This window comes from Variovorax sp. UC74_104, from assembly GCF_044055375.1.
In the GTDB taxonomy this organism is placed as follows: Bacteria; Pseudomonadota; Gammaproteobacteria; order Burkholderiales; family Burkholderiaceae_C; genus Variovorax.
The window spans coordinates 3,780,338-3,802,054 of sequence record NZ_CP171978.1; the positions used below are offsets into that span (position 1 = coordinate 3,780,338).

Below are 21,717 nucleotides of genomic sequence, written 5' to 3' on the forward strand. Positions count from 1 at the left end.
CGAGGCACCGTTCTTTTCTTCTCCTTCAATGCGCCTGACGCACGGCGGCGCCGTCTGGCTGATGGTCGTCGTGACCCTGATGTGGGGCACGGCGGGCGTCGTCACGCGGCATCTGGCGCAGGCGCACAGCTTCGAGATCACCTTCTGGCGCAGCCTCTTCACGACGCTGGCGCTGCTGGTGATCCTGCCGCTGTGGCGCGGACGCGCCGTGTTCTCCCAATTGCGCCGCGGCGGGCGCGAAATCTGGATCTCCGGCGTGTGCTGGGCCGTGATGTTCACGGCCTTCATGGTCGCGCTCACGCTGGCTTCGACGGCCAGCGTGCTCGTCACCATGTCGCTCGGGCCGCTGTTCACCGCGCTGGCGGCGCGCTTCTTCATCGGGCACAGGCTGCCCGCGCGCACCTGGCTGGCCATCGTGGTCGCGGGGGCGGGCATCGGCTGGATGTACGGCACCCAGTTGGTGCAGGGCGGAGGCGGGTCGCTGGCGGGCACGCTGCTCGCGCTGTGCGTGCCGCTGGCCGGCGCTGCCAACTGGACCGTGGTGCAGCATGCGCAGGCCAGGGGCCACAGGATCGACCTCGTGCCGGCGGTGCTCATCGGCGCGGTGATCACCGTGCTCTTCACGTTGCCGCTTGCCTGGCCGTTCCAGGCTGGTGCGCACGATCTTGGGCTGCTGGCCTTCCTGGGCGTGTTCCAGCTGGCCATTCCCTGCGTGCTATCGGTGCTGTGCGCACAGGTGCTGAAGGCGCCCGAGGTTGCACTGCTGGCGCTGCTGGAGGTGATCTTCGGCATCGCGCTGGCCTGGATCGGCGCCGGCGAGCAGCCTGCGCCGAGCGTGCTGACCGGGGGCGCACTGGTCATCGGTGCGCTGGTGTCCAACGAATTGCTGGCGCTGCGCGGGCGGCGCACCTCGGCGGCCGACACTGCGGTGCCGGGCGCGCACTGACGTGCTGAAGTCTGGCGCGCCGAGCTACTGCTGGATGCTCGTGTCCGGTGCGCCCGTGCCAGCCATGCCGGCCATGCCAGCCATACGGGCCTCGAGCACCCTGCGCATGAAGGTCTGCGCGAAATCGTCGCCGACGCGCCAGTTGCCGTTGTCCTCCACGAACGTGAATTCGCCTCTCACCGGCAGCGAGCCGTCGCCGCCCGTGAACGCTCCCAGCAGGCTGTCGTTGTATTCGACGACCAGCGGGCAGGCATGGCCCGTGCCGTCCTCGAGCTTTCGGCAGGGGCCCGTGGGTTCGATCTCGGCGATCTCGCGCGAGCGGTTCGGGTCCTTGCGTACCAGGCCCGGCTCGGTGCGCGGGCGCATGCGTGCGGCCGAGGCGGCCCGGGCCGCTCCGAGCGGGGCAGCGCCTTCGCGGAATGCCTTCTCCATCGCCATGCGGCCGATGGGCTCGGCGTTGTAGAGCGGCCTGCCGTCGGCATCGAGGTTGCCGAAGCGGGCCTGGACGATGGCCACGTCCGCGCCGCGGACCACCATTTCGTCGCCCTTGGGGTCCGTTGGGCCGATGGTGTAGGCCATCGGCTCCTTGCTGTCGCCTTGCGTCATGACCGCCATGCAGCCGCGCACGCGTTCCGGCTTGAGATAGCCGACCTCGCGCAGGCTGCTCACGGATGGCGTCTCGATCACGGCGCCGCCGTTCGGGTCGAGGCGGCGCATGCGCACGTCCATGCTCACGCGGCGCATCAGGCTGTCGAGCGTCTTGCGCGTGGATGCAGCGTCGCAGGCCGGCACGCTCGTCGGGGCGAACGCATACCAGCCGATGCCGCCGCCGATCACCGCCACGGTCGCCAGGAATTTCCACGCGCCGATGCGCCGGCTGCGCTGCGCACGCGCCTGCCACGCCCTGGCGGCTTGCTCGTCGGCTTCGACCAGGGCTTGTGCCTCGGCCACGATGCGGGCGCGCTCGACGGCCGTGGCAAAGGCCGGCTCGGCCGCGACCTGGGCGCGCAGGGCCTCGAAGCCTTCCTTCTCGAGCGGGCCCTCGGTCGCAAGCCAGGCCAGCGTGGCCACGGGGGAGGCGGCAACGCTGCCCGCGACCGGTGTTTCGGCCAGCGCCATGTCGCGCGTCTCGGCATCGATCAGGGCGTCCTTGAAGAGCGCGTCGATGGCCTCGTGCGTGATGCCCTGTTCGGCCAGTTCGACGAGGTCGTCGGCATCGATGGCGGTGTCGGCCGCGTCGTCCGCATGAGGGGCGTCGTCGGCGATGCTGTCGAGCGCTGCGTTCTGCTCGTCCTCGGTAATCAGCCCGCGCACGCGCATCCATGCCAGCGCGTGGGCCGGGCTCGGCAGCGGCGCAAGGGAGGATGCCTCGGGGTGCGCACGTGCGGCGTCGTGCTGTGCGTCGGTGATGAGGCCCTGGGTCAGCAGGGCGAGGAACGCGTCCGGGTTGGCGTCTGGCGTCATGCGGGGGATTCTGCCGTGGGCGGCGCCGTTGCCGTACCGGGGAAACCGGCAGGAGCATCAGGGAAGGGCGGAACGGCAGCAAAGGGCCGAAAAGAAAAAACGCCGGCGGGTGCCGGCGTTTCGGAGTCTTCAGGTCCGCAGACGATCAGGGACGGGCGAGCTTCCAGGCGCCGTTGGCGAAGCCGTCGCCGGTCTTGTCGCCGGGCTTGGCGTCCTTGGCCCAGTAGTACAGCGGCCAGCCCTTGTAGGCCCATTGGCGCTTGCCGTCTTCGCGAATGATGATGGTGTAGCCGCCCATGGGCTTGGCTGCGTCCGCCACGCCGAGCGGGGGCCAGTTGGCGGCGCATTGGCCGTTGCAGGCCGAGGTGCCGGCACCGGCGGTGTCCTTGGCGAAGGTGTACAGCGTCATGCCGTTCGGTCCGACCAGCACGCCGTCGGCGGTGCGGGTGGGCGTGTCGGGTGCGCTTGCGGTCTTGTTGGACATGCTGCCGCAGCCGGCAAGCAGGGCCGCCGCGAGGATCGAGGCGCTGAGCAATTTCATGCAGTTTCTCCTTCGGTTGAAAAATCGCGAAAACCTTGCCGGCGGCTGGATGCCGGCCAGGGTGATTGCGCGAACAGGCAGTTTATGCGGTCGTTACGACAAATCGCGGTAGGCGAGCGTCGCGAGTTTGAGCAAAAGGTCGCGCGGCAGCTTGCCGGCGATGGCGTAGCCGAATCCCTGGTCTACCCAGTAGAAGCTCGGCACGGGGCCTTCGGAGGCGAAGCGGAAGGCGGTTTCGTTGGCCGAAGGCGCCGTCTTCGAGGCTCCGGCGGCGCGGGCGTCGAGGGTGCCGATGTAGAGCGTCACGCGCTCGCCGGCGGCGTCTTCGAACATGAACTGCGCGCGCGCGCCGGTTTCGCCGGGCAGCAGGCGTCCACCGACCAGCGTGTAGTCCAGGCTGGAGAGGTCGGGCACCTTCAGCGGACGGTCCAGGCGCCTGGAGAGCCACTGCACCAGGTGCTGCTGCTCGGACGCGGCCACTTCCACGGGATGCCTTTTCTCGGGCGCGTAGACGACGTGCGCGATCGACGCATCGTGAACGAACTCGCGCACGGCAGGCGCACGGGCAAGCTGGATGCCGGCGCTCGGCGCGGACCGCTGGGCCCATTGCGCATTCCCCAGCCAGCCGGCGGCGAAGGCGACCGGCAGGCCGGCCGCCAGGCCGCCCCAGCGCATCCACGAGCTGCGCTGCTGCGTCCGGCGTGGCTGGCGGCGGTCGAGAGCGCCCAGCAACGGCGTTGGGATGGGGGCGTCGAGCAGCTCGCCGTGCAGCCGGCGCAGCGAGTCGCGCTGCGTGTGCCAGGCCGCGACCCTGGCGGCGATTTCAGGATCGCGTGCGATCGCTTCCTCGACCGCGTCATGGCGATCCGGAGGCAGCTGGCCGTCGACCCAGGCGTGCAGTTCGTCGTCGGTAGGGGGTGGGGCAGGGCGGTTCATGATGCTGCGGCGGTTTTCACTTGAGGCGGCGCAGGCCGGGCCGAACGGCGGGCGATGCGCCGTCCATCAGTTCCTGCAGCCGCACGCGGGCACGCGACAGGCGCGACATCACCGTGCCGACCGGAACGCCGAGCACCCTGGCGACTTCGGCATACGACAGGTTTTCGAGCGTCACCAGCAGCAGCACGGCGCGCTGCTCCTCGGGCAACTGCATGAGGCAGCGCTGCAGGTCGATGCCGGCGCCCTGGTCGCGGCCCGAGTCGGCGATGCCCTGCACCTCCTGGGCTACCTCGTCGAGCGGAACCACGGCGTGGGGTGCAGGCGTGCGGCGCACCTGGCTCGCGAAGATGTTGTGCATGACGGTGAAGAGCCACGCCCGCAGGTCGCTGCCCACCACCCACAGGCGCCATTTGCTGCAGGCGCGCTCGAGCGTGTCCTGCACCAGGTCGTCCGCCGCCCACGCGTTGCCCGTGAGCGCCCGCGCATAGCGGCGCAGGCTCGGGATGTGTTCGACCAGCAGGCGGGCGTCCATGGGGCGAAGGGCGAAGGGGGAAAGGCCGGCGGATCAGGGCTTGGCGGTCTTCCAGGTGCCGTTGACGCCGTCGCCGGTCTTGTCGCCGGGCTTGGTGTCCTTGGCCCAGTAGTACAGCGGCCAGCCCTTGGCGGCCCATTGCTTCTTGCCGTCGTCGCGGGTGACGATGGTGAAGTCGCCGCCGGGCTTGTCGCCGTCGGCCGCCATGAAGGGCGGCCAGTTGGTGGCGCAGGCGCCGTTGCAAACCGACTTGCCGCTGCCGGCCGTGTCCTTGTCGAATGTGTAGAGCGTCATGCCGTTCGGCCCCACGAGGGCGCCGTCGGCGGGCTTGGGCTGGGCGAAGGCGGGGAGCGCGAGAACGGCGCTCAGCAGGACGGCGGAAGATGCGCGGAAAGGCGACATGGAAGAACTCCTTGTTGGTGGCGCCACCGGGGCTTCCGGTGACAACCGCACAAACGCCAGCGGCGCGGCTTTTATTCCATCGCCCGCAAAAAAGATTCTTCAGCGGTTGCGGCTCTTCATCGCACGCTCGACCTCGCGCTTGCCTTCGCGGTCCTTGATGGTGTCGCGCTTGTCGTGTTCGGCCTTGCCCTTGGCCAGCGCGATCTCGCACTTCACCTTGCCGGCCTTCCAGTGCAGGTTGAGCGGCACCAGCGTGTAGCCCTTCTGCTCGACCTTGCCAATCAGGCGGCGGATCTCGTCCTTCTTCAGCAGCAGCTTCTTGGTGCGGACCGAATCGGGGTTGACGTGCGTGGAAGCGCTCTTGAGCGGATTGATCTGGCAGCCCAGCACGAAGAGTTCGCCGTTGCGGATCACCACGTAGCCGTCGGTGAGCTGCACCTTGCCTTCGCGCAGCGACTTCACTTCCCAGCCTTCGAGGACCATGCCGGCCTCGAAGCGCTCTTCGAAGAAGTAGTTGTACGCGGCCTTCTTGTTGTCGGCGATGCGGGAGGAGGTATCTTGTTTCTTGGTGGCCATGACTCGGGAATATGGGGGCTGCATGGCTTCAATACAATCCGTCGCGCACGCTGTGCCGATTCTATGAAAACAGTCAACAAGTCCGTCCTCATCTGGTACAGCGCCGAAGAGATGTATGCGCTGGTCACCGACGTGGCCAAATATCCGCAGTTCCTTCCGTGGTGCGACAAGTCGCGCGTCATCGAGGAGGACGAGGCCGGCATGACGGCCGAAGTCGGCCTCGCTTTCGCCGGGCTGCACCAGAGCTTCACCACCCGCAACACCCATGTTCCGGGGCGCGAGGTGCAGCTGAAGCTGGTCGACGGGCCGTTCTCCAACCTCGACGGCAAGTGGAAATTCACGCCTGTGGGAGAGGAAGGCGAACGCGCCTGCCGCGTCGAGCTGCACCTGAGCTACGGCTTCAGCAACTTCGCCCTGCAGGCGCTCGTGGGCCCCGTGTTCGACACCATTGCTTCCAGCCTGGTCGAGGCCTTCGTCAAGCGCGCCGAGCACGTCTACGGCTCGCCCTGATCCCGATGGCCATCGAGGTCACGCTGAGCTGCTCCCCCGCGGCACGCGAGGTGTTCGAGCAGGTGCTGCATCTCCCGGCCGACGCGACGCTGGCCGACGCCGTCCGGGCCAGCGATCTTTCGCAACGTTTTCCGGCGCTGGATTGGCGCCATGCCATGACGCCGGGCATCTGGGGCAAGGCCGTCGAGTGGGATCAGGCGCTGAAGGACGGCGACCGTGTCGAGCTGTGCCGGCCGCTCAAGGTCGACCCGAAGGTGGCGCGCCGGGAGCGCTTCCAGCGGCAGGGCGCCAGGGGAACCGGGCTGTTCGCCAACCGCCGCAAGGGCGGCAAGGCCGGCTACTGAGAAACTGCGATGACTGCGGCTACTTGCAGTCGCTGCTGATGACGTCCTGAATGCGCTTCTGCTCGGCAGCGCGGGCAGCGTCGTCCATGATTTCGCGCTCGCCCTTGGCGTTAACCCGCGCGAGGCGGATGCCGCTGTCGACGGTGGCCTTGCTCTGGCGGGCGAGGGCGCAGTTGTCGGCCTTCGCCTTCGCGACCTTGGCTTGCTCCTCGGCCTGCTTGGCCTTCTGTTCGGCTTCGGCCTTCTTGGTCTTTTCCTCGAGCTCCTTGTCGACGCCGGTGGGCTTCGGGGCTGCGGCAGCCTTCGGCGCGGCAGCGGGGGCGTCGGCGGTGCCTTCCGCGGCGGGCGGAGCGTCGACGTTCGGATTGGCGGTGGAACGCGCCGCCGGCGGCGGGCCCACACGGCGCAGGATGTTCTTCTCGGGCACGTCGGGCGGCGGAGCCTGGTCGCTGTAGACCTTCTTGCCGTTCTTGTCGATCCATTGCCATTGAGCGCTCGCCGAAAGCGGCAGCGCAACGACACATCCCAGTACCAGCCAGTGCACGAATTTCATCCCCGAAGTTTAGCCGGGCCTTACTTTTTGCAACATCCGGGTTCGGTGCTTTTGCAACGCCCTGAAATTGCCCCGGGCCGGCAAACCGGGCGGAGGCCTCGTTACAATCCATCTTTTGGAGCCTCACCCATGCGCCTTCTCGGCAAAGCGCTGACCTTCGACGACGTGTTGTTGGTGCCAGCCTTCTCCCAGGTCCTGCCCAAGGACACCTCCCTCGCCACCAAGCTCTCCCGCAACATCACGCTGAACCTGCCGCTCGTCTCTGCGGCAATGGACACCGTGACCGAAGCCCGCCTCGCGATCGCCATCGCGCAGGAAGGCGGCATCGGGATCGTGCACAAGAACCTCACCGCCCAGCAGCAGGCCGCAGAAGTGGCCCGCGTGAAGCGCTACGAGTCGGGCGTGCTGCGCGATCCGGTCGTCATCACGCCAACGCACTCGGTGCGCCAGGTGATGGCCCTGTCCGACCAGCTCGGCATCTCGGGCTTTCCGGTGGTCGACGCCGGCAAGGTGGTCGGCATCGTCACCGGGCGCGACCTGCGCTTCGAGAACCGGTACGACGTGCCCGTCAGCGAGATCATGACGCGCCGCGAAAAGCTCATCACCGTGCCCGACGGCACCACGCTCGCCGAGGCCAAGGCGCTGCTGAACAAGCACAAGCTCGAGCGCCTGCTCGTCATCAACGGCGACTGGGAGCTCAAGGGCCTCATCACCGTCAAGGACATCACCAAGCAGACCAGCTTCCCCAATGCCGCGCGCGACCCCAACGGCCGCCTGCGCGTGGGCGCGGCGGTCGGCGTGGGCGATGGCACCGAGGAGCGCGTCGAGGCGCTGGTGAAGGCCGGCGTCGACGCCATCGTGGTCGACACCGCCCACGGCCACAGCGCCGGCGTGATCGAGCGCGTGCGCTGGGTCAAGAAGAACTATCCGCAGGTCGACGTGATCGGCGGCAACATCGCCACCGGCGACGCGGCCCGCGCGCTGGCCGACGCCGGCGCCGACGCGGTCAAGGTCGGTATCGGCCCCGGTTCCATCTGCACCACCCGCATCGTGGCCGGCGTGGGCGTGCCGCAGATCATGGCGGTCGACAGCGTCGCCACCGCGCTGCAGGGCACCGGCATTCCGCTGATCTCCGACGGCGGCGTGCGCTACTCGGGCGACATCGCCAAGGCCATCGCGGCCGGTGCCAGCACCGTCATGATGGGCAGCATGTTCGCCGGCACCGAAGAGGCGCCCGGCGAAATCGTGCTGTACCAGGGCCGCAGCTACAAGAGCTACCGCGGCATGGGCTCCATCGGCGCCATGCAGCAGGGCAGCGCCGACCGGTACTTCCAGGAGTCGACCACCGGCAATCCCAACACCGACAAGCTGGTGCCCGAAGGCATCGAAGGCCGCGTGCCCTACAAGGGCTCGATCGTCTCCATCGTCTATCAGATGGCCGGCGGCGTGCGCGCCAGCATGGGCTACTGCGGCTGCGCGACCATCGCCGACATGCAGAACAAGGCCGAGTTCGTCGAGATCACCACCGCCGGCATCCGTGAGAGCCACGTCCACGACGTGCAGATCACGAAGGAAGCGCCGAACTACCGCGCTGATTGAGTGGGTTCTGGCCAGACCTTGAAAGTCAGGCCAGATTGGATTTAGAATTTGGGCCAGATTCATATTTTCTGGCCCAAATGCAATCCATCGGCATCGCCGAAGCCAAGAACAACTTCTCCGCCCTGATCGACTCGGTCGAAAGGGGCGAGGAGGTTCGCATCACCCGCCACGGCAAGGAAGTCGTGCGCATGCTGCCGGTGCGCCGCAAGCCGGTCATCACCGACGAGCAGATCGAGCGCGAGCTGGGCCAGATCGACGCGCTGCACGCCACCATCCAGCCCGGCCCGCAGCTGCGCGCCCTGCTCGACGAGGGGCGCCAGCAGTGACCGCCTTCGTCATTGACGCCTCGGTCACCGCCGCCTGGCTGCTGCCCGACATGGCCAGCGAACACACCCGCAAGCTTTACGCCGCGATCCGCCGCGACGAAGTGGAGCCGCAGGCGCCCAACGCCTGGCAATGGGAGTGCGCCAACATCCTCGCCAACGGCGTGCGCAGCGGCCGCATTCCCTCGTATTCCGTCGAAGGGCTGTGGAGCGTGCTCGACGCCATCCGCCACCGCGTCGAACTGCACGAACTCGCGCCAGCCCAGCACAAGGCCGTGCTCGCCGTGGCCATCGATGCCGGCATCTCGCTCTACGACGCGGGCTATCTCTGGCTCGCCAAGTCGCTCAACCTCCCGCTCGCCACCTTCGACGAGCAACTCATCAAGGCTGCACCCCGGGCGGGTGTGAAGCTGCTCGACATTTCAACGCTCTGAGTCCTTCGCCATGCAACACGACAAGATCCTCATCCTCGATTTCGGCTCGCAGGTCACGCAGCTCATCGCACGCCGCGTGCGCGAAGCGCATGTGCTGAGCGAAGTGCATCCCTGCGACGTCACCGACGAATGGGTGCGCGAATACGCGGCCGACGGCCACCTCAAGGGCGTGATCCTCTCCGGCAGCCACGCCAGCGTGTATGAGGAAACCACCGACAAGGCCCCGCAGGCCGTGTTCGACCTGGGCGTGCCCGTGCTCGGCATCTGCTACGGCATGCAGACCATGGCGCACCAGCTCGGCGGCAAGGTCGAGGGCGGCCACAAGCGCGAGTTCGGCTTTGCGGCAGTGCGCGCCCACGGCCACACCGCACTGCTGAAGGACATCGCCGACTTCACCACCGCCGAAGGCCACGGCATGCTCAACGTGTGGATGAGCCACGGCGACAAGGTCACCGAACTGCCGCCGGGCTTCAAGCTCATGGCCAGCACCGAGAGCTGCCCCATCGCCGGCATGGCCGACGAGGCTCGCCGCTACTACGCGGTGCAGTTCCATCCCGAGGTCACGCACACCATCCAGGGCAAGGCGATCCTCGAACGCTTCGTGCTCGGCATCTGCGGCGCGAAGCCCGACTGGGTCATGCGCGACCACATCGCCGAAGCCGTGCAGAAGATCCGCGAGCAGGTGGGCGATGAAGAAGTCATCCTGGGCCTTTCGGGCGGCGTGGATTCGAGCGTGGCTGCCGCGCTGATCCACCGCGCCATCGGCGACCAGCTGACCTGCGTGTTCGTCGACCACGGCCTGCTGCGCCTGAACGAGGGTGACATGGTCATGGAGATGTTCGAGGGCAAGCTGCACGCGAAGGTGATCCGCGTCGACGCCAGCGACCTGTTCCTCGGCAAGCTCGCGGGCGTGAGCGACCCGGAAGCCAAGCGCAAGATCATCGGCGGCGAGTTCGTCACCGTGTTCAAGCAGGAGGCTGCGAAGCTCAAGGCGGGCGGCGGCGGTCACAAGGGCGCGACCTTCCTGGCGCAGGGCACGATCTACCCCGACGTCATCGAGTCGGGCGGCGCCAAGAGCAAGAAGGCCGTCACCATCAAGAGCCACCACAACGTGGGCGGCCTGCCCGAGCAGCTCGGCCTCAAGCTGCTGGAGCCGCTGCGCGACCTGTTCAAGGACGAAGTGCGCGAACTGGGCGTGGCCCTGGGTCTGCCGCCCGAGATGGTGTATCGCCACCCGTTCCCCGGCCCGGGCCTGGGCGTTCGCATCCTCGGCGAGGTGAAGAAGGAATACGCCGACCTGCTGCGCCGCGCCGACGCGATCTTCATCGAGGAGCTGCGCAACTTCACCGACGAAGCCACCGGCAAGACCTGGTACGACCTCACGAGCCAGGCCTTCACCGTGTTCCTGCCCGTGAAGAGCGTGGGCGTGATGGGCGACGGCCGCACCTACGACTACGTGGTGGCACTGCGCGCCGTGCAGACCAGCGACTTCATGACCGCTGACTGGGCCGAGCTGCCGTACGCGCTGCTCAAGAAGGTGTCGGGCCGCATCATCAACGAGGTGCGCGGCATCAACCGCGTGACCTACGACGTGTCGAGCAAGCCGCCGGCGACGATCGAGTGGGAGTGAAGGGGACCTTGGTTCTTCGCGGTGCTTCCTGAGCACCGTCGCTGGGTTCGATCAAGCGGCGCGTCGCCGACTCGGCCTCAGTTGAGCGTGATGTTGGCCTTCTTCGCCACCGCGTCGAATTTCGCGAGGCTCTTCACGACGAATTTCTGGGTCTCTGCCGGCGAAAGCTTGCCTGCCACCTGACCGCCTGCCTCCAGCGCAGCCACCACTTCGGGTGTGCGGCTGGTCTCCTCGAAGGCGGCGTTGAGCCGCGAGACGATGCGCGCATCGACACCTGAAGGGACAGCCGCGACGAAGTACTGCGTCGCCTCATAGCCCTTGAGGCCGGCCTCTTCCATGGTCGGCACATCGGGCAGGCTGGGAATGCGGAAGGTCGTCGTCACCGCGTAGGCCTTGAGCTGGCCCGACTTGATGTGCGCGAGCACGGGAGTCACGCCCAGCATGCCCAGACTGGTCTGGCCGCCGATGATGTCCGTCACCGCCTGGCCGCCGCCCTTGTAGGGGATGTGGACCATCTCGGTGCCTGCCATGCTGTTGAACAGTTCGCCCGCCAGGTGCTGGCCGGTGCCGGTCCCCGAGCTCGCGAAGTTCCATTGCGACGGCGTTTTCTTCATGGCTCGAATCAGCTCGGAGAGGTTGCTCGGCCCCCCGTCCTTCTTGCCGACCAGCACGATCGGACCCTGCGACATCAACGCGACAGCCGACAGCTCCTTGCCGATTTCCGGCTGCCGCTGGCCGTAGAGCACCGGACCGGGAATGGTCACGAGCGTGTAGCCGTCCTTGGGTGCGCGGGCCACCGCCTGCAGCGCCAACGCGCCCGATGCGCCGGGCCGGTTCTCGATGACGATGGACTGCCCGATCTTCTCGGACACGGCCTTGGCAATCACGCGCGTGATCACGTCGACCGACCCCCCGGGCACGAAGCCCACCATCCACGTGATGGGCTTCGCCGTGGGCCAGGGCTTTTCCTGTGCGAGGGCTGGTTGCAAGGACAGGCCGCTGGCGAGGCCCGCGACTAAGAGAAGACGGCGTGAAATGTGCGAAGGCATGAGCAACTCTCCAGTTGGATCGACGTGCGTGAAAAAAGAAGGGCGTGGCGCGCTCAGTCGGCGGCACCCGGCGGCGTGTTCGGAAACTGCAGGCAGCTGTCGTTGAAGACCTTCAGCATTCGCAGCATCGGCCCCATCACCCAGGTGTTGAAGACCAGCACATCGGTTTCTTCCTTGGGGTCGCGAATGATGTTGAACAGGTAGGGCGACTCGAGCTTGCCTTTGCCCTCGTTGACTTCGGGCTCCCAATAGAAATGCAGCTTCCAGTCGCGCCATTTCAGTGCGCGCAACTCGTTCTTGATGAAGAAGGGAAAGCCCTCGCGCGCCGATTTGGCCTGCTCTCCGCGCAGGAAGGGCAGTTGATCGACGCCATCGATCGGGCGGTCCGCAGGAATCTCGGCGCCCGTGACCTTCGCCAGCGTCGCGAATACATCCGTCACGTGCACGATCTCGTTGCTGACGCGGCCTGGCTCGATCCGCCCTGGCCAGCGCGCAATGAAGGGCACGCGCAGGCTGCCTTCCATGGCCGTGTGGTACGTGCCGCGCCATGGGCCGGCGGTTCCGCGGTAGGGCGCGCGGAACTCGGGGCCGTTGTCGCTGCAGAAGATGAAGAGCGTGTCGTCCGCCAGCCCCAGGCGCGAGACCTCGTCGATGACCTGGCCGACACGGTGATCCATCTCCGCCATGGAGTCGGCGAAGTCGCCGTTGCCCGTGCGACCGGCAAAGTCGCGGTGCGGCAGCGTGGGGAAGTGCAGGTGCACCATCGGCAGGTACAGAAAGAACGGCCGGCCGGCCTCGCTGTGCCGGCGCATGAAATCGCATGAGCGCGCGACGAGCTCTTCGTCGATGGCTCGGCGCGATTCGAGGTCGTAGACCTTGACCTGGCGCGAGGGCTCGCCGCACCGGCCTTCCATGATGTAGGGCAGGTCGACCACGCTGGGATCGAAGCCGGTGGTGGAAGTGAACTGGCTTTCGTCCGTGGTGCGCGGAATGCCGTACCACTCGTCGAAGCCGCGGTCCGAGGGGTAGCGGCCTTCGACGTCGCCGAGATGCCATTTGCCGTAGTGCGCGGTGGCATAGCCGCGCGACGACAGCAATTGCGCGAGCGTGATCTCGCGCCGCGTGAGCCCCTGCGGCATGCCCGGTGGCACGGACTGCAGGCACCCGGTGCGGATGGGGTGGCGCCCGGTCATCAGCGCCGAGCGCGTGGGCACGCAGTCGCTCTCGACGTTGAAGTTCTGCAGCACCAGGCCCTCACGGGCCAACTGGTCGATGCGTGGCGTGGGCGCGCCGCGCAAGGCGCCGCCGCCGTAGCAGCCGAGCTCGCCCCAACCCAGGTTGTCGGCGACGATCAGGACGATGTTTGGCAATGACATGGATGGCTTCTTTGCAATTGGAAGACTCCCATTGCACTGCCAGATTCACGCCAGAATCAGTCCGTCAGGCGCACAGTTTCATTCGTCTGGGGAATGGCCCTTCGGGCGGTGCGACGACACCAGCTCTCGAAAGTCCGTCATCAGCGGGGACCATCTTGCGCCCGGGCGCGACAGAAGCACCAGCGTCCGGTTCACCACGAGTTCGGGAATGTTCAGCGGCACGGCCTTGCCCAGCCAGCTGCGCAGCACGGAGTCGGGCACGATGCTCAAAAGGTCCGTCGAAGTGAGGATCCCCATTGCCGCCTCGGAGGTGTATTCGGTCTCGACGGCCACGCTCGGCAGGGGCACGCCGTTGCGTTCGAAGATGGCGAAGAAATGCTTCCGCGCCGCACTTTGCGGTGGCGCCATCACCCACGCGTAGGGCGTGAGGTCGTTCAGGCCGACGACCGGCTTCTTCGTCAGCGGATGCCCCAGCCGCACCACCACGCGAATATGGTCCTCGCCGAGCTGGAGCTGCGTGCTCTGCAAGGACTGGCCCTTGTAAGAGGGCACGACCGCCAGATCGATCTCGCCGTCTTCGACTGCTGCATCGAGTGCGTCGGACTTGCCGATGCGAAGGCACAGCCTCATGCCGGGGCGTTGGCGCACCATCTCGGCGGCGGCCATCACCGCGACACTGTCGGCTGCCGGGCTGGTGATGCCGAGGCGCAGCAGACCGGCATGTCGCGCGCGCAGTTCGGAGGCGGCGCGCGTGAGATCGAAGCGCTGCATCTCGAAACGCCGAGCGGCTTCCAGGAACATCTCGCCCTCGGCCGTCAAGCGTGCACCGTGCAGCCCCCGTTCGAGCAACTGCACGCCCACCTCGTCCTCCAGCCGGCGTATCGCCTTGGACACCGAGGGCTGGGTGACACCCAGATGCTGCGCAGCACGGCTGATGCTCCCACTGCGCACGATTTCTATGAACGCCGTGAGGTCTGCAACGGAGAGATTCATGCTGTGGAGGAGTGCGCTGGAAGTAGTGCCGGCATTATCGAGTTGTGTTGTGCACTGCCGTACCGTGACGCGGGTCAGAGCGCGCTCGGCGTGGGCTTCGCCTGCCAGCTTGACGACCATTGGCAGGCGGGAGGAGGGCTCTCCGTCGCTGCCGGCACCAGCGCGAATCCGGCGCAACGGCCGGGGGTGACCGTTGCGCCGATGCAAGAAGAAGCCGATGCTCAGAAGCTCGCTTTCAGGCCCACAGTCACCATGCCGCCCTTCGCCTGCTTCGACAGCTTGCCGAAGTAGTCGTAGTCCGCGGTGACCGACAGGTTCTGCGTCACGCGGTATTCCGCGCCGAAGCCGACCATCATGCCGGTCGAGCTGCCCGAGATGCGCTGGCTGGGCAGGGCCCAGTTGTTGTCGCCGGAGATGCGCCCGCGCGCCACGCCAAGGCGGCCGTTGAGCGCGAACGACTCGCCCAGCGGCAGGCGGGCGGTGGCGGCCGCGTAGAAGACCTGGCCGGTGCCAGCCTGCAGGCGGGAGTAGGCGCCGTTCGAGCTCCATTGGCTCACGCGGCCGAGGCGGGCATAGCCTGCTTCCACGCCGAAGGTTTCGCTGAAGCGATATCCGCCGTACAGCTTGTAGGCCGTGCCGGCCTTGCTGCTCTTTTCGCCGCCCCACGGCACGGGCACGCGGCTGGAATTAGACAGGCTGTAGCTCGAACGGCCGATCGCGCCGCCCACGTAGATTCCGGTGTCCTGGTTCGGGCCGGCGGCGCTCGCGGCCGTGGAGATGGTGCCGAGCAGAAGGGCTGCTGCAAGGGCGGTGCAGGCTTGCGTTTTCGTCAAGATGAGTTTCCTGGTTGGATGGTTGAGATCGATCCGACAGGTGGCCGCGCATTGCGGTGCCACCCTCGTGAAACGATTCTCGAAAGCCAGCCTGAAGGGCTGCTTGGCGCTTGCTGAAGAGCTGATGAAGGGCCCGATCGATGGGCGATGATCGAGACATGTCAGAACAGCTTCTTCTTCCAGGTATCGAGCCTCCGCCGAAACCTCTGCCACGTCCCCGGAGCAAGGCGCGTCATGTGGCGCCGGCGCTCGAGCACTCTCTCTTCTTCGCCATCGTTCCCGCCTCGCATGACGCTGCGTCGATCGCCGCGCTCGGCGAGCGCATGAATTCGCTGCACGCACTGAAAGGAACGCTGGTCGGCGCGCATCGCCTGCATGTCACGCTGTTCGACCTCGGCGATTATTCGAGCGTGCCTGCCGACAAGGTTGCGCTGGCCGTGAAGGCCGCGGCATCGGTGGTGCCGCCCGCATTCGACATCGTCTTCGAGAAGGCCATGAGCTACACCAAGGGCGCTCTCGTGCTGTGCGCCGACGACGACTCGGGCGTCTCGTCGCTCAAGGCCTTCAGGCAGCGCCTGGGCGAGGCGCTGGCCGACGCGGGCCTGAAGCCGCCGCGCTCGTTCACGCCGCACATGACGGTGGCCTATGCGCGGCGCAAGCTGGAGAAGCATGCGCTGGAAGAGTCCGTCCGGTGGACCGCGGGCTCGCTGGTGCTGATCGACAGCCATGTGGGCGAGGGCGTCCACGAAGTGCTGGGCCGGTGGCCCGAAGCCGCGCCGGACCTCCCCGCCGCCTGAACTGTTCCGTCTCGCATCGGGGCCTTCTGTATCTGTTTCGATGCGCAACGGCTGGCGACAATGAATCTCTCTTTCACGGAAGCGACATGACGACAGCAGCAGAAAAGACCCGGGACCAGATCGCCGACCAGATCGCGGCGGAGCTGGGCCACAGCTTCGACGGCGAGATCATCGCCGGCGGCCACTACGTGCCGCTGGTGCGCGACGGTCGCACCATCTACCTGAGCGGCCAGGTGCCGCGCGTGGGCACCACGGTGGTGGTCACCGGCCGCGTGGGCGACGCAGTGTCGCTCGACAAGGCGCGCGAGGGCGCGCAGATCTGCGCGCTGCGCAGCCTCGCGCTGCTGCGGCGTGCCCTCGGCTCGCTCGATGCGGTGGAGAAGGTCCTGCGGGTGGGCGTGTTCGTGCAGTGCACGGCCGATTTCACGCAGCAGAGCGAAGTGGCCGATGCCGCCTCGGACCTGCTGCACCGCGTGTTCGGCGACGCCGGCGTGCATGTGCGCACGGCGGTCGGTGTCTATGCGCTTCCGAAGAACGCGACCGTCGAGGTCGAGATGACGGTCGCGGCGAAGCAGAACATCGGCTAGCGCGGCGCCAGTTCGAGGATGTCCCGCGCCAACTGGGCGATGGTCAGCGGCGCGCAGCCCTCGGCGTTGTTGCTCACCGTGACGAAGGCGTTCTGCCCCGCGCGCGTGGTGCCTGCAATCACCTTGGCGAGCGCGGCGCGGGTTTCCGGGTCGGGGTCGACGATCTTGTCGAAGGGGCCGTAGAGCTTTTCCGCGTCTTCGTAGCCGAAGCGGCCGTGGCGCCGGTGCAGGTTCCAGCGGCACACCAGCGGTCCGGGCCACAGTGCCCGAAGCATCGGCAACTGGTCTTCGATGGGCGGCATCTTGGCGTGCAGGCCCATGCAGAAGGTGGCGCGCACGCTGCGCAGCATCTCTGCGAAGGCCGGGTTGAGCAGCTGTGGATCGCGCACCTCGACGGCGATCACCGCATCGGGCGCCGTCGACCGGATGTCGGGCAGCGATTCGAGCATCGCCGCAATGCGCGAGAGCAGGGCGGGCTGGTCGGCCAGGATGTGTCCCGGGATCGGGCTCAGCTGGAACACCAGCACGCCAATGCGATGGCCCAGCCCTTCCAGCGCGGGCAGCACGAATTCCTGCCGCGCGATCTCGCTGCTGAGGAACACCGGGTTGGCCTGCATGCCCCGACCGCTTTCGTCGCGCACGGTGGCGTCGGTCACGAGGCTCGGGGCCTTCACCATGAAACGGAAGTCGTCGGGCACCATGCCCGCGTAGCGCGCGTACTGGCTGGCGGTGAGGGCGCGGTAGAAGTTGCGGTCCACGCTCACGGTGCGCAGCAGCGGGTGCTTCGCGAGCGCGGAGAGGCCGTTCTTCGACAGCACGGTTTCGGCGTACTCGCCGTCCCAGACGAGATTGGCCCAGCCCGGGTAGCTCCACGACGAGGTGCCGAGCCGCAGGTTGGACGGCAAGGCGGCCGCCAGTTCGACGAGTTCCGGGTCGGCTGGCGCGGGCTCGACGGTGGCCGTGCGCGGCTTCTTCTTCGCGGACGGCTCGGCGGGCGCCGGTGCGGCTGCCGGTGCGCCCTCGGGGCGCGGGAGATCGGGGAAGAGAGAGTCCTGCGTATCGGCCATGTCTGGTGCCGCATTTTCGGCCAAGCGGGCGGTGCCGCGGCGCCGGGCACAATCCGCGCCATGAAACAGTGGTTGCGTTCGCAAGGCGGTTGGTGGCTGGCATGGCTGGCGCTCACCGCCGTGGGCGCGGTGTGGCTTGCACGCTCGGAGCTGGCGCGGATGCACCAGGACTTCGAGACCGACGTGCGCATCGCGCACCGCCTCATGAGCCAGCAGATGGTGCAGTACGACGCCGTGCTGGCCACGCTCGCGCTGCTGGAGCCCAGCACCGGCGCGGACCATCCCGAGCAGCGCCTGCCCTCGGTGTATGCGTCGATCCTGCGCGTGCAGCGCCGCGATCGCGACGAGCCCTGGCCGGACAGCTCGCAGGCCGCCGCACTGGCAGCGGCCGAGGCACGCTCGCGAAGCCTGCAGCGCGCCGAGCTGGCAGCGCTCGACCTGGCCCGTGGCCGCTACGTGCTAGTGACAGGCGCCACGCCGTTCAGCTACGCGCTGGACATCGACCTGGCCGGCTCCGTGCCGTGGCGCGACTGGCCGATGAATCCGCAGCGCAGCCCCGTGCGGTTGAGCCTGCAGCGCGACGGGCAGCAACTGGTGCTGCAGCCCGGCATGCTCTCCGCGGGCGCGAACGGATGGCGCTTCGAGCTGAGCAAGGCACTGGCATCGCCGAGCCAGCCCTTCGATCTGGTCGCGGTGCGGCAGGTCGGCTGGAGCGAACTGCCGTGGCGTGCCATTGCAGGCTGGGCCGCGGCCATGGCGGTGCTGCTCGTGGGCCTGCGGGCTGCGCAGCGCCAGCGCGTCGCGCGGCGCCGCGCAGAAGAGCTGCTGCGGCTCGGGCAGGTCGCGCGGCTCAACGCGCTGGGCGAGCTCTCCGCCGGCCTCGCGCACGAACTCAACCAGCCGCTCACAGCGGTGCTGGCCAACACCCAGGCTGCGCGCCGCCTGCTCGACGACGATCCGCCCGACTTGGACACCGCACGCGATGCGATGGGGCGTGCGGCAGAGCAGGCGCGCTGCGCGGCAGGCGTGGTGGGGCGGCTGCGCCGCGTGATCGAACGGCCGGGCGCCGGCAGCGAGACGAAGCCGCTGGTGCTGCAGGACGTGGTGCGCAGCGCCATGCACCTGCTGGCGCCCGAGTTCGCGAAGCGCGGCGTGGCAGCGCAGTTCGATGCCTCGGCGCATGCGCCGGTGCGCGTGCAGGCCGAGGACGTGGCGCTCGAGCAGATCGTGCACAACCTGCTGATGAACGCGCTGCAGGCGCTCGACCTGGTGCCGGCCGCCGAGCGGCGCCTGGTGGTGTCCGTCGATCGCAAGGGACAGGAGGGCGTCCTGACCGTGACCGACAACGGACGCGGCATCGCGCCCGAGGCGCTGCCGCGTCTCTTCGAACCCTTCTTCAGCACGCGCGAGGGCGGGCTGGGCCTCGGCCTGAGCCTCAGCGAGACGCTGGCAAGCGGCATGGGCGGCAGCCTGAGCGCCGCCAATGCCTCGCCGCGCGGCGCGTGCTTCACCTTGCTGCTGCCGCTGGCCAAGCCGTAGTCGTCGCTGTCATCGTCGTCGTGAACACTCCGAACATCCATCCGCCGCAGTCCCCGCTGATCCACCTGATCGACGACGACCAGGCGGTGCGCGACAGCCTCTCGCTGCTGATCGGCACGGTCGGGCTGCGCGTGCAGGCCTGGGCCGACCCGCAGGCCTTCATGGACGGCTTCGACCGCGCGAGCGTGGGCGCCATCGTGCTCGACGTGCGCATGCCCGGCATCAGCGGGCTCACGGTGCTCGACCGGCTGGTCGCGCAGGGCGTGGACCAGCCGGTGATCATGCTGACGGGCCACGGCACCGTCGAGATGTGCCGCCGCGCCTTCAAGGCGGGTGCGGCCGAGTTCCTCGAGAAGCCGGTGGACGACGAGCAGCTGCTCGAGGCGCTGCAGCAGGCCGTGCGCCAGCATGTGCGCTCGCGCGAACGCTCGCAGGCCGACAACGCCGCGCGCGAGCGGGTGGCGCAGCTGTCGGAGCGGGAGCGCGAGGTGCTGGCCTTCATCGTGCAGGGGCTCACCAACAAGGAGATCGCGCGCACGCTGGCGCTGTCGCCGCGCACGGTGGAGACGCACCGCGCCAACCTGTTCGCCAAGCTCGACTGCGATTCGCTGGCGCAGCTGATCCGGCGCTATGCGGTGCTGGTGGACGACGGCGCTCCGTAGAACTACGCAGCGGCGAGCGTAGCCGGTACGAATGGTTCGCGGGGCCGGGGTTTTCTACAGTGGCGCAGCCGTCGGCAACAGCCGGCGCAACCACCCGAATCCACTGGAGAAACCAAACAATGCAAACCATCGTTCGTCTCGGCAGCCTCGCCGTCCTGCTCGCCGCTTCCGTCGCCCAGGCCCAGACGCCCGCACCGGCAGTGCGCACCGAAAAGAACATGTCGCTCGCGCTCGCCAACCAGATCGCGGCCGAAGCCGTGGCGGCCTGCACGGCCAATGGCTACAACGTGTCCGCCACCGTGGTCGACCGCGCCGGCACCGTGCGTGCCGTGCTGCGCGCCGACAACGCTGGCCCGCACACGCTGGGTTCGAGCGAGCGCAAGGCCTGGACCTCGGCCTCCACCAAGAGCACGACGCAGGCCGTGATGGAAAACGCGCAAAAGAACCCGGCGGCCGCCAACCTGGTGTTCATGCCGGGCTTCCTGGCGCTGGGCGGCGGCGTGCCGATCAAGTCGGGCAATGAAGTGATCGGCGCGGTCGGCGTGGGCGGCGCGCCCGGTGGCCACCTCGACGAGCAGTGCGCCAACGCAGCGCTCGAGAAGGTCAAGGGCCTGCTCTGATATGAAGGCACGCGGTATCCGGACGGGTGTGCTGGCGGTCGCGCTCGGACTGGGCGTGCCGCTGGGCGCGCTCGCCCAGGTGCCGCCGCTGGCGGCCGAGGTGCTGGCTTTCGACGGGCTGCACCAGGCCGCTTGGCATGGCGACCTGCACAGGCTCAAGGCGCTGATCGCCTCGGGCGCGAATCTCGATGCGCGCGATGCGCGGGGCCGTACGCCGCTGCACGTCGCCACGTTCGCGAGGCAGCGCGATGCGATCAGGCTGCTGGCCAAGGCCGGCGCAGACCTCGACCTGCTGGAAGACGACCGCTACGACGCCGTCACCATCGCCTCGGTGGCGGACGATGCCGCGACGCTCTCGGTGCTGCTGTCGCTGGGCGCCAGGCCCGGGCAGACCACGAGCCGCTACGACGGCACGGCGCTCATCGCAGCAGCCCATCTGGGGCACGATGAAGTGGTGCGCAGGCTGATCGCCGCGGGAGCACCGCTCGACCACGTCAACAACCTGCACTGGACGGCGGTGATCGAGTCCATCGTGCTCGGCGACGGCGGCCCGCGCCACCAGCGCACGCTGGCTGCGCTGGTCGAGGCCGGCGCCAGCCTCAAGCTCACGGACCGCCAGGGCAACACGCCGCTGCAGCTGGCGAAGGCGCGCGGCTACACCGCGATGGTGAAACTGCTGGAGACGCCGCGGGCAACAACTAGGTAGGCAGCTCAGGGAGAATGGGGCCTCGCCACGAGGTTCCACGAGGAATACGCCCCATGTACATGCCCCCGCAGTTCAATGCCAAGGACCCGGCCATCGCGCTGGAACTGATGCGCTCGCACCCGTTCGCGAGCCTGATCTCGAACGACGACGACGGACTGCCGTACGTCACGCACCTGCCGCTGGTGGCCGAGCGGCGCGCGGGCGACGAACTGGTGCTGTGGGGGCACTGCGCCAAGCCCAATCCGCACTGGCGCTACCTGCAGGCGCGCCCCCGGGCCGCGGTCACCTTCCTCGGGCCGCACTCGTACCTGTCGCCCTCCGTCTATCCAGATCTGGCCCGCGTGCCGACATGGAACTACCTGGCGGTGCACTGCACCGTGGAGGCCCGGCTGATCGAGGAGCCGGCCGACAAGGACGTGCTGCTCAAGAAGCTCATCGAAGACCACGAACCCGCCTACGCGCAGCAGTGGCGCGACCTCGGCGAGGAGTTTCAGCTGAAGATGCTCACCGGCATCGTGGGCTTCGAACTGCGCGTGACGGCGCTGCAATGCAAGATCAAGCTCAACCAGCACCGGCGCGAGTCGCACGCCGCGATGCACGCGGTCTACAGCGCGGGCACGCCGGACGAACAGGCACTTGCCGTGTGGATGGACCGCCTGGGCATGACGGCCGAGGCCCCGTTGGCGGAGGGGCGCTGA

Annotated in this window: 26 protein-coding genes; 14 read left to right on the forward strand and 12 right to left on the reverse strand. The window is 68.0% G+C overall.

What is annotated here, in order from left to right; genetic code table 11:
* Window positions 1–28: 28 nt before the first annotated feature.
* On the forward strand, window positions 29–946 hold the full coding sequence (locus ACHMXA_RS17770) for a DMT family transporter (RefSeq protein ID WP_395315992.1): 918 nt from the start codon (window positions 29–31) through the stop codon (window positions 944–946).
* Window positions 947–970: 24 nt separating this feature from the next.
* Here ACHMXA_RS17770 and ACHMXA_RS17775 read toward each other — a convergent pair whose 3' ends face one another.
* The 6 genes from ACHMXA_RS17775 to smpB form a co-directional block, all read right to left on the reverse strand.
* The gene (locus tag ACHMXA_RS17775) at window positions 971–2,410 is read right to left on the reverse strand and encodes a hypothetical protein (protein WP_395315993.1); all 1,440 of its coding nucleotides are present in this window, start codon (window positions 2,408–2,410) and stop codon (window positions 971–973) included.
* 145 nt (window positions 2,411–2,555) lie between these two features.
* The gene (locus tag ACHMXA_RS17780; RefSeq protein WP_176663949.1) at window positions 2,556–2,951 is read right to left on the reverse strand and encodes an ATP-binding protein; all 396 of its coding nucleotides are present in this window, start codon (window positions 2,949–2,951) and stop codon (window positions 2,556–2,558) included.
* A gap of 93 nt (window positions 2,952–3,044) precedes the next feature.
* The gene (locus ACHMXA_RS17785) at window positions 3,045–3,887 is read right to left on the reverse strand and encodes an anti-sigma factor family protein (protein WP_395315994.1); all 843 of its coding nucleotides are present in this window, start codon (window positions 3,885–3,887) and stop codon (window positions 3,045–3,047) included.
* 16 nt (window positions 3,888–3,903) lie between these two features.
* Window positions 3,904–4,419: an RNA polymerase sigma factor gene (locus ACHMXA_RS17790; RefSeq protein WP_395315995.1), complete on the reverse strand. Its 516-nt coding sequence runs from the start codon at window positions 4,417–4,419 to the stop codon at window positions 3,904–3,906.
* Window positions 4,420–4,452: 33 nt separating this feature from the next.
* Window positions 4,453–4,821 carry a hypothetical protein gene (locus tag ACHMXA_RS17795; protein ID WP_395315996.1) on the reverse strand — a complete coding sequence of 123 codons (369 nt, stop codon included), beginning with the start codon at window positions 4,819–4,821 and terminating at the stop codon, window positions 4,453–4,455.
* A gap of 99 nt (window positions 4,822–4,920) precedes the next feature.
* Window positions 4,921–5,397 (reverse strand): SsrA-binding protein SmpB, encoded by a 477-nt coding sequence (smpB, locus tag ACHMXA_RS17800; RefSeq protein ID WP_176663953.1) that lies wholly within the window; start codon window positions 5,395–5,397, stop codon window positions 4,921–4,923.
* 63 nt (window positions 5,398–5,460) lie between these two features.
* On the opposite strand from smpB, the gene ACHMXA_RS17805 reads away from it, so the two are divergent.
* Both ACHMXA_RS17805 and ACHMXA_RS17810 read left to right on the forward strand, forming a co-directional pair.
* Window positions 5,461–5,907 (forward strand): type II toxin-antitoxin system RatA family toxin, encoded by a 447-nt coding sequence (locus ACHMXA_RS17805; protein ID WP_176663954.1) that lies wholly within the window; start codon window positions 5,461–5,463, stop codon window positions 5,905–5,907.
* Between the two features lie 5 nt (window positions 5,908–5,912).
* Complete coding sequence (locus ACHMXA_RS17810; RefSeq protein ID WP_395315997.1) at window positions 5,913–6,251, forward strand: RnfH family protein; 339 nt, start codon at window positions 5,913–5,915, stop codon at window positions 6,249–6,251.
* A 19-nt stretch (window positions 6,252–6,270) separates the two neighbouring features.
* Here ACHMXA_RS17810 and ACHMXA_RS17815 read toward each other — a convergent pair whose 3' ends face one another.
* Complete coding sequence (locus ACHMXA_RS17815) at window positions 6,271–6,804, reverse strand: DUF4124 domain-containing protein (RefSeq protein WP_395315998.1); 534 nt, start codon at window positions 6,802–6,804, stop codon at window positions 6,271–6,273.
* A 129-nt stretch (window positions 6,805–6,933) separates the two neighbouring features.
* Between ACHMXA_RS17815 and guaB the strand changes: the two genes are divergently transcribed.
* The 4 genes from guaB to guaA all read left to right on the forward strand — a co-directional run bounded on the left by guaB (window position 6,934) and on the right by guaA (window position 10,790).
* Window positions 6,934–8,403, forward strand: coding sequence for an IMP dehydrogenase (gene guaB / locus ACHMXA_RS17820; RefSeq protein ID WP_176663957.1), 1,470 nt, complete (start codon window positions 6,934–6,936; stop codon window positions 8,401–8,403).
* 77 nt (window positions 8,404–8,480) lie between these two features.
* Window positions 8,481–8,729 carry a type II toxin-antitoxin system Phd/YefM family antitoxin gene (locus ACHMXA_RS17825; protein ID WP_395315999.1) on the forward strand — a complete coding sequence of 83 codons (249 nt, stop codon included), beginning with the start codon at window positions 8,481–8,483 and terminating at the stop codon, window positions 8,727–8,729.
* Window positions 8,726–9,160 (forward strand): type II toxin-antitoxin system VapC family toxin, encoded by a 435-nt coding sequence (locus ACHMXA_RS17830; RefSeq protein WP_176663959.1) that lies wholly within the window; start codon window positions 8,726–8,728, stop codon window positions 9,158–9,160. The genes ACHMXA_RS17825 and ACHMXA_RS17830 overlap by 4 nt, the downstream gene beginning before the upstream one ends.
* Window positions 9,161–9,170: 10 nt before the next feature.
* Window positions 9,171–10,790 (forward strand): glutamine-hydrolyzing GMP synthase, encoded by a 1,620-nt coding sequence (guaA, locus tag ACHMXA_RS17835; protein WP_395316000.1) that lies wholly within the window; start codon window positions 9,171–9,173, stop codon window positions 10,788–10,790.
* 77 nt (window positions 10,791–10,867) lie between these two features.
* On the opposite strand, the gene ACHMXA_RS17840 is transcribed toward guaA, so the two are convergent.
* From ACHMXA_RS17840 to ACHMXA_RS17855, 4 genes are all read right to left on the reverse strand, one after another.
* A complete protein-coding gene (locus ACHMXA_RS17840) occupies window positions 10,868–11,839 on the reverse strand; it encodes a Bug family tripartite tricarboxylate transporter substrate binding protein (protein WP_395316001.1) in 972 nt (323 codons plus the stop codon).
* 53 nt (window positions 11,840–11,892) lie between these two features.
* Window positions 11,893–13,215, reverse strand: coding sequence for an arylsulfatase (locus tag ACHMXA_RS17845; protein ID WP_395316002.1), 1,323 nt, complete (start codon window positions 13,213–13,215; stop codon window positions 11,893–11,895).
* Between the two features lie 78 nt (window positions 13,216–13,293).
* Window positions 13,294–14,328 carry a LysR family transcriptional regulator gene (locus tag ACHMXA_RS17850; protein ID WP_395316003.1) on the reverse strand — a complete coding sequence of 345 codons (1,035 nt, stop codon included), beginning with the start codon at window positions 14,326–14,328 and terminating at the stop codon, window positions 13,294–13,296.
* 101 nt (window positions 14,329–14,429) lie between these two features.
* Window positions 14,430–15,041, reverse strand: a complete 612-nt coding sequence (locus ACHMXA_RS17855) for an outer membrane beta-barrel protein (protein WP_395316004.1) — start codon at window positions 15,039–15,041, stop codon at window positions 14,430–14,432.
* Window positions 15,042–15,277: 236 nt separating this feature from the next.
* Between ACHMXA_RS17855 and ACHMXA_RS17860 the strand changes: the two genes are divergently transcribed.
* Both ACHMXA_RS17860 and ACHMXA_RS17865 read left to right on the forward strand, forming a co-directional pair.
* Window positions 15,278–15,838, forward strand: a complete 561-nt coding sequence (locus tag ACHMXA_RS17860; protein WP_395316005.1) for a 2'-5' RNA ligase family protein — start codon at window positions 15,278–15,280, stop codon at window positions 15,836–15,838.
* An 86-nt stretch (window positions 15,839–15,924) separates the two neighbouring features.
* The gene (locus tag ACHMXA_RS17865) at window positions 15,925–16,425 is read left to right on the forward strand and encodes a RidA family protein (RefSeq protein ID WP_176663965.1); all 501 of its coding nucleotides are present in this window, start codon (window positions 15,925–15,927) and stop codon (window positions 16,423–16,425) included.
* Here ACHMXA_RS17865 and ACHMXA_RS17870 read toward each other — a convergent pair.
* Window positions 16,422–17,492, reverse strand: coding sequence for a DUF72 domain-containing protein (locus tag ACHMXA_RS17870; protein ID WP_395316006.1), 1,071 nt, complete (start codon window positions 17,490–17,492; stop codon window positions 16,422–16,424). The genes ACHMXA_RS17865 and ACHMXA_RS17870 overlap by 4 nt on opposite strands.
* A 60-nt stretch (window positions 17,493–17,552) precedes the next feature.
* Here ACHMXA_RS17870 and ACHMXA_RS17875 point away from each other — a divergent pair, with 60 nt between their 5' ends.
* From ACHMXA_RS17875 to ACHMXA_RS17895, 5 genes are all read left to right on the forward strand, one after another.
* On the forward strand, window positions 17,553–19,031 hold the full coding sequence (locus tag ACHMXA_RS17875) for a sensor histidine kinase (RefSeq protein WP_395316007.1): 1,479 nt from the start codon (window positions 17,553–17,555) through the stop codon (window positions 19,029–19,031).
* 20 nt (window positions 19,032–19,051) lie between these two features.
* Complete coding sequence (locus tag ACHMXA_RS17880; RefSeq protein WP_395316008.1) at window positions 19,052–19,693, forward strand: response regulator transcription factor; 642 nt, start codon at window positions 19,052–19,054, stop codon at window positions 19,691–19,693.
* A gap of 119 nt (window positions 19,694–19,812) precedes the next feature.
* Entirely contained in the window at window positions 19,813–20,313 is a 501-nt protein-coding gene (locus tag ACHMXA_RS17885; protein ID WP_176663969.1) for a heme-binding protein, read from the forward strand.
* A gap of 1 nt (window position 20,314) precedes the next feature.
* Window positions 20,315–21,019, forward strand: coding sequence for an ankyrin repeat domain-containing protein (locus ACHMXA_RS17890; protein WP_395316009.1), 705 nt, complete (start codon window positions 20,315–20,317; stop codon window positions 21,017–21,019).
* Window positions 21,020–21,072: 53 nt separating this feature from the next.
* Window positions 21,073–21,717, forward strand: a complete 645-nt coding sequence (locus tag ACHMXA_RS17895; protein WP_395316010.1) for an FMN-binding negative transcriptional regulator — start codon at window positions 21,073–21,075, stop codon at window positions 21,715–21,717.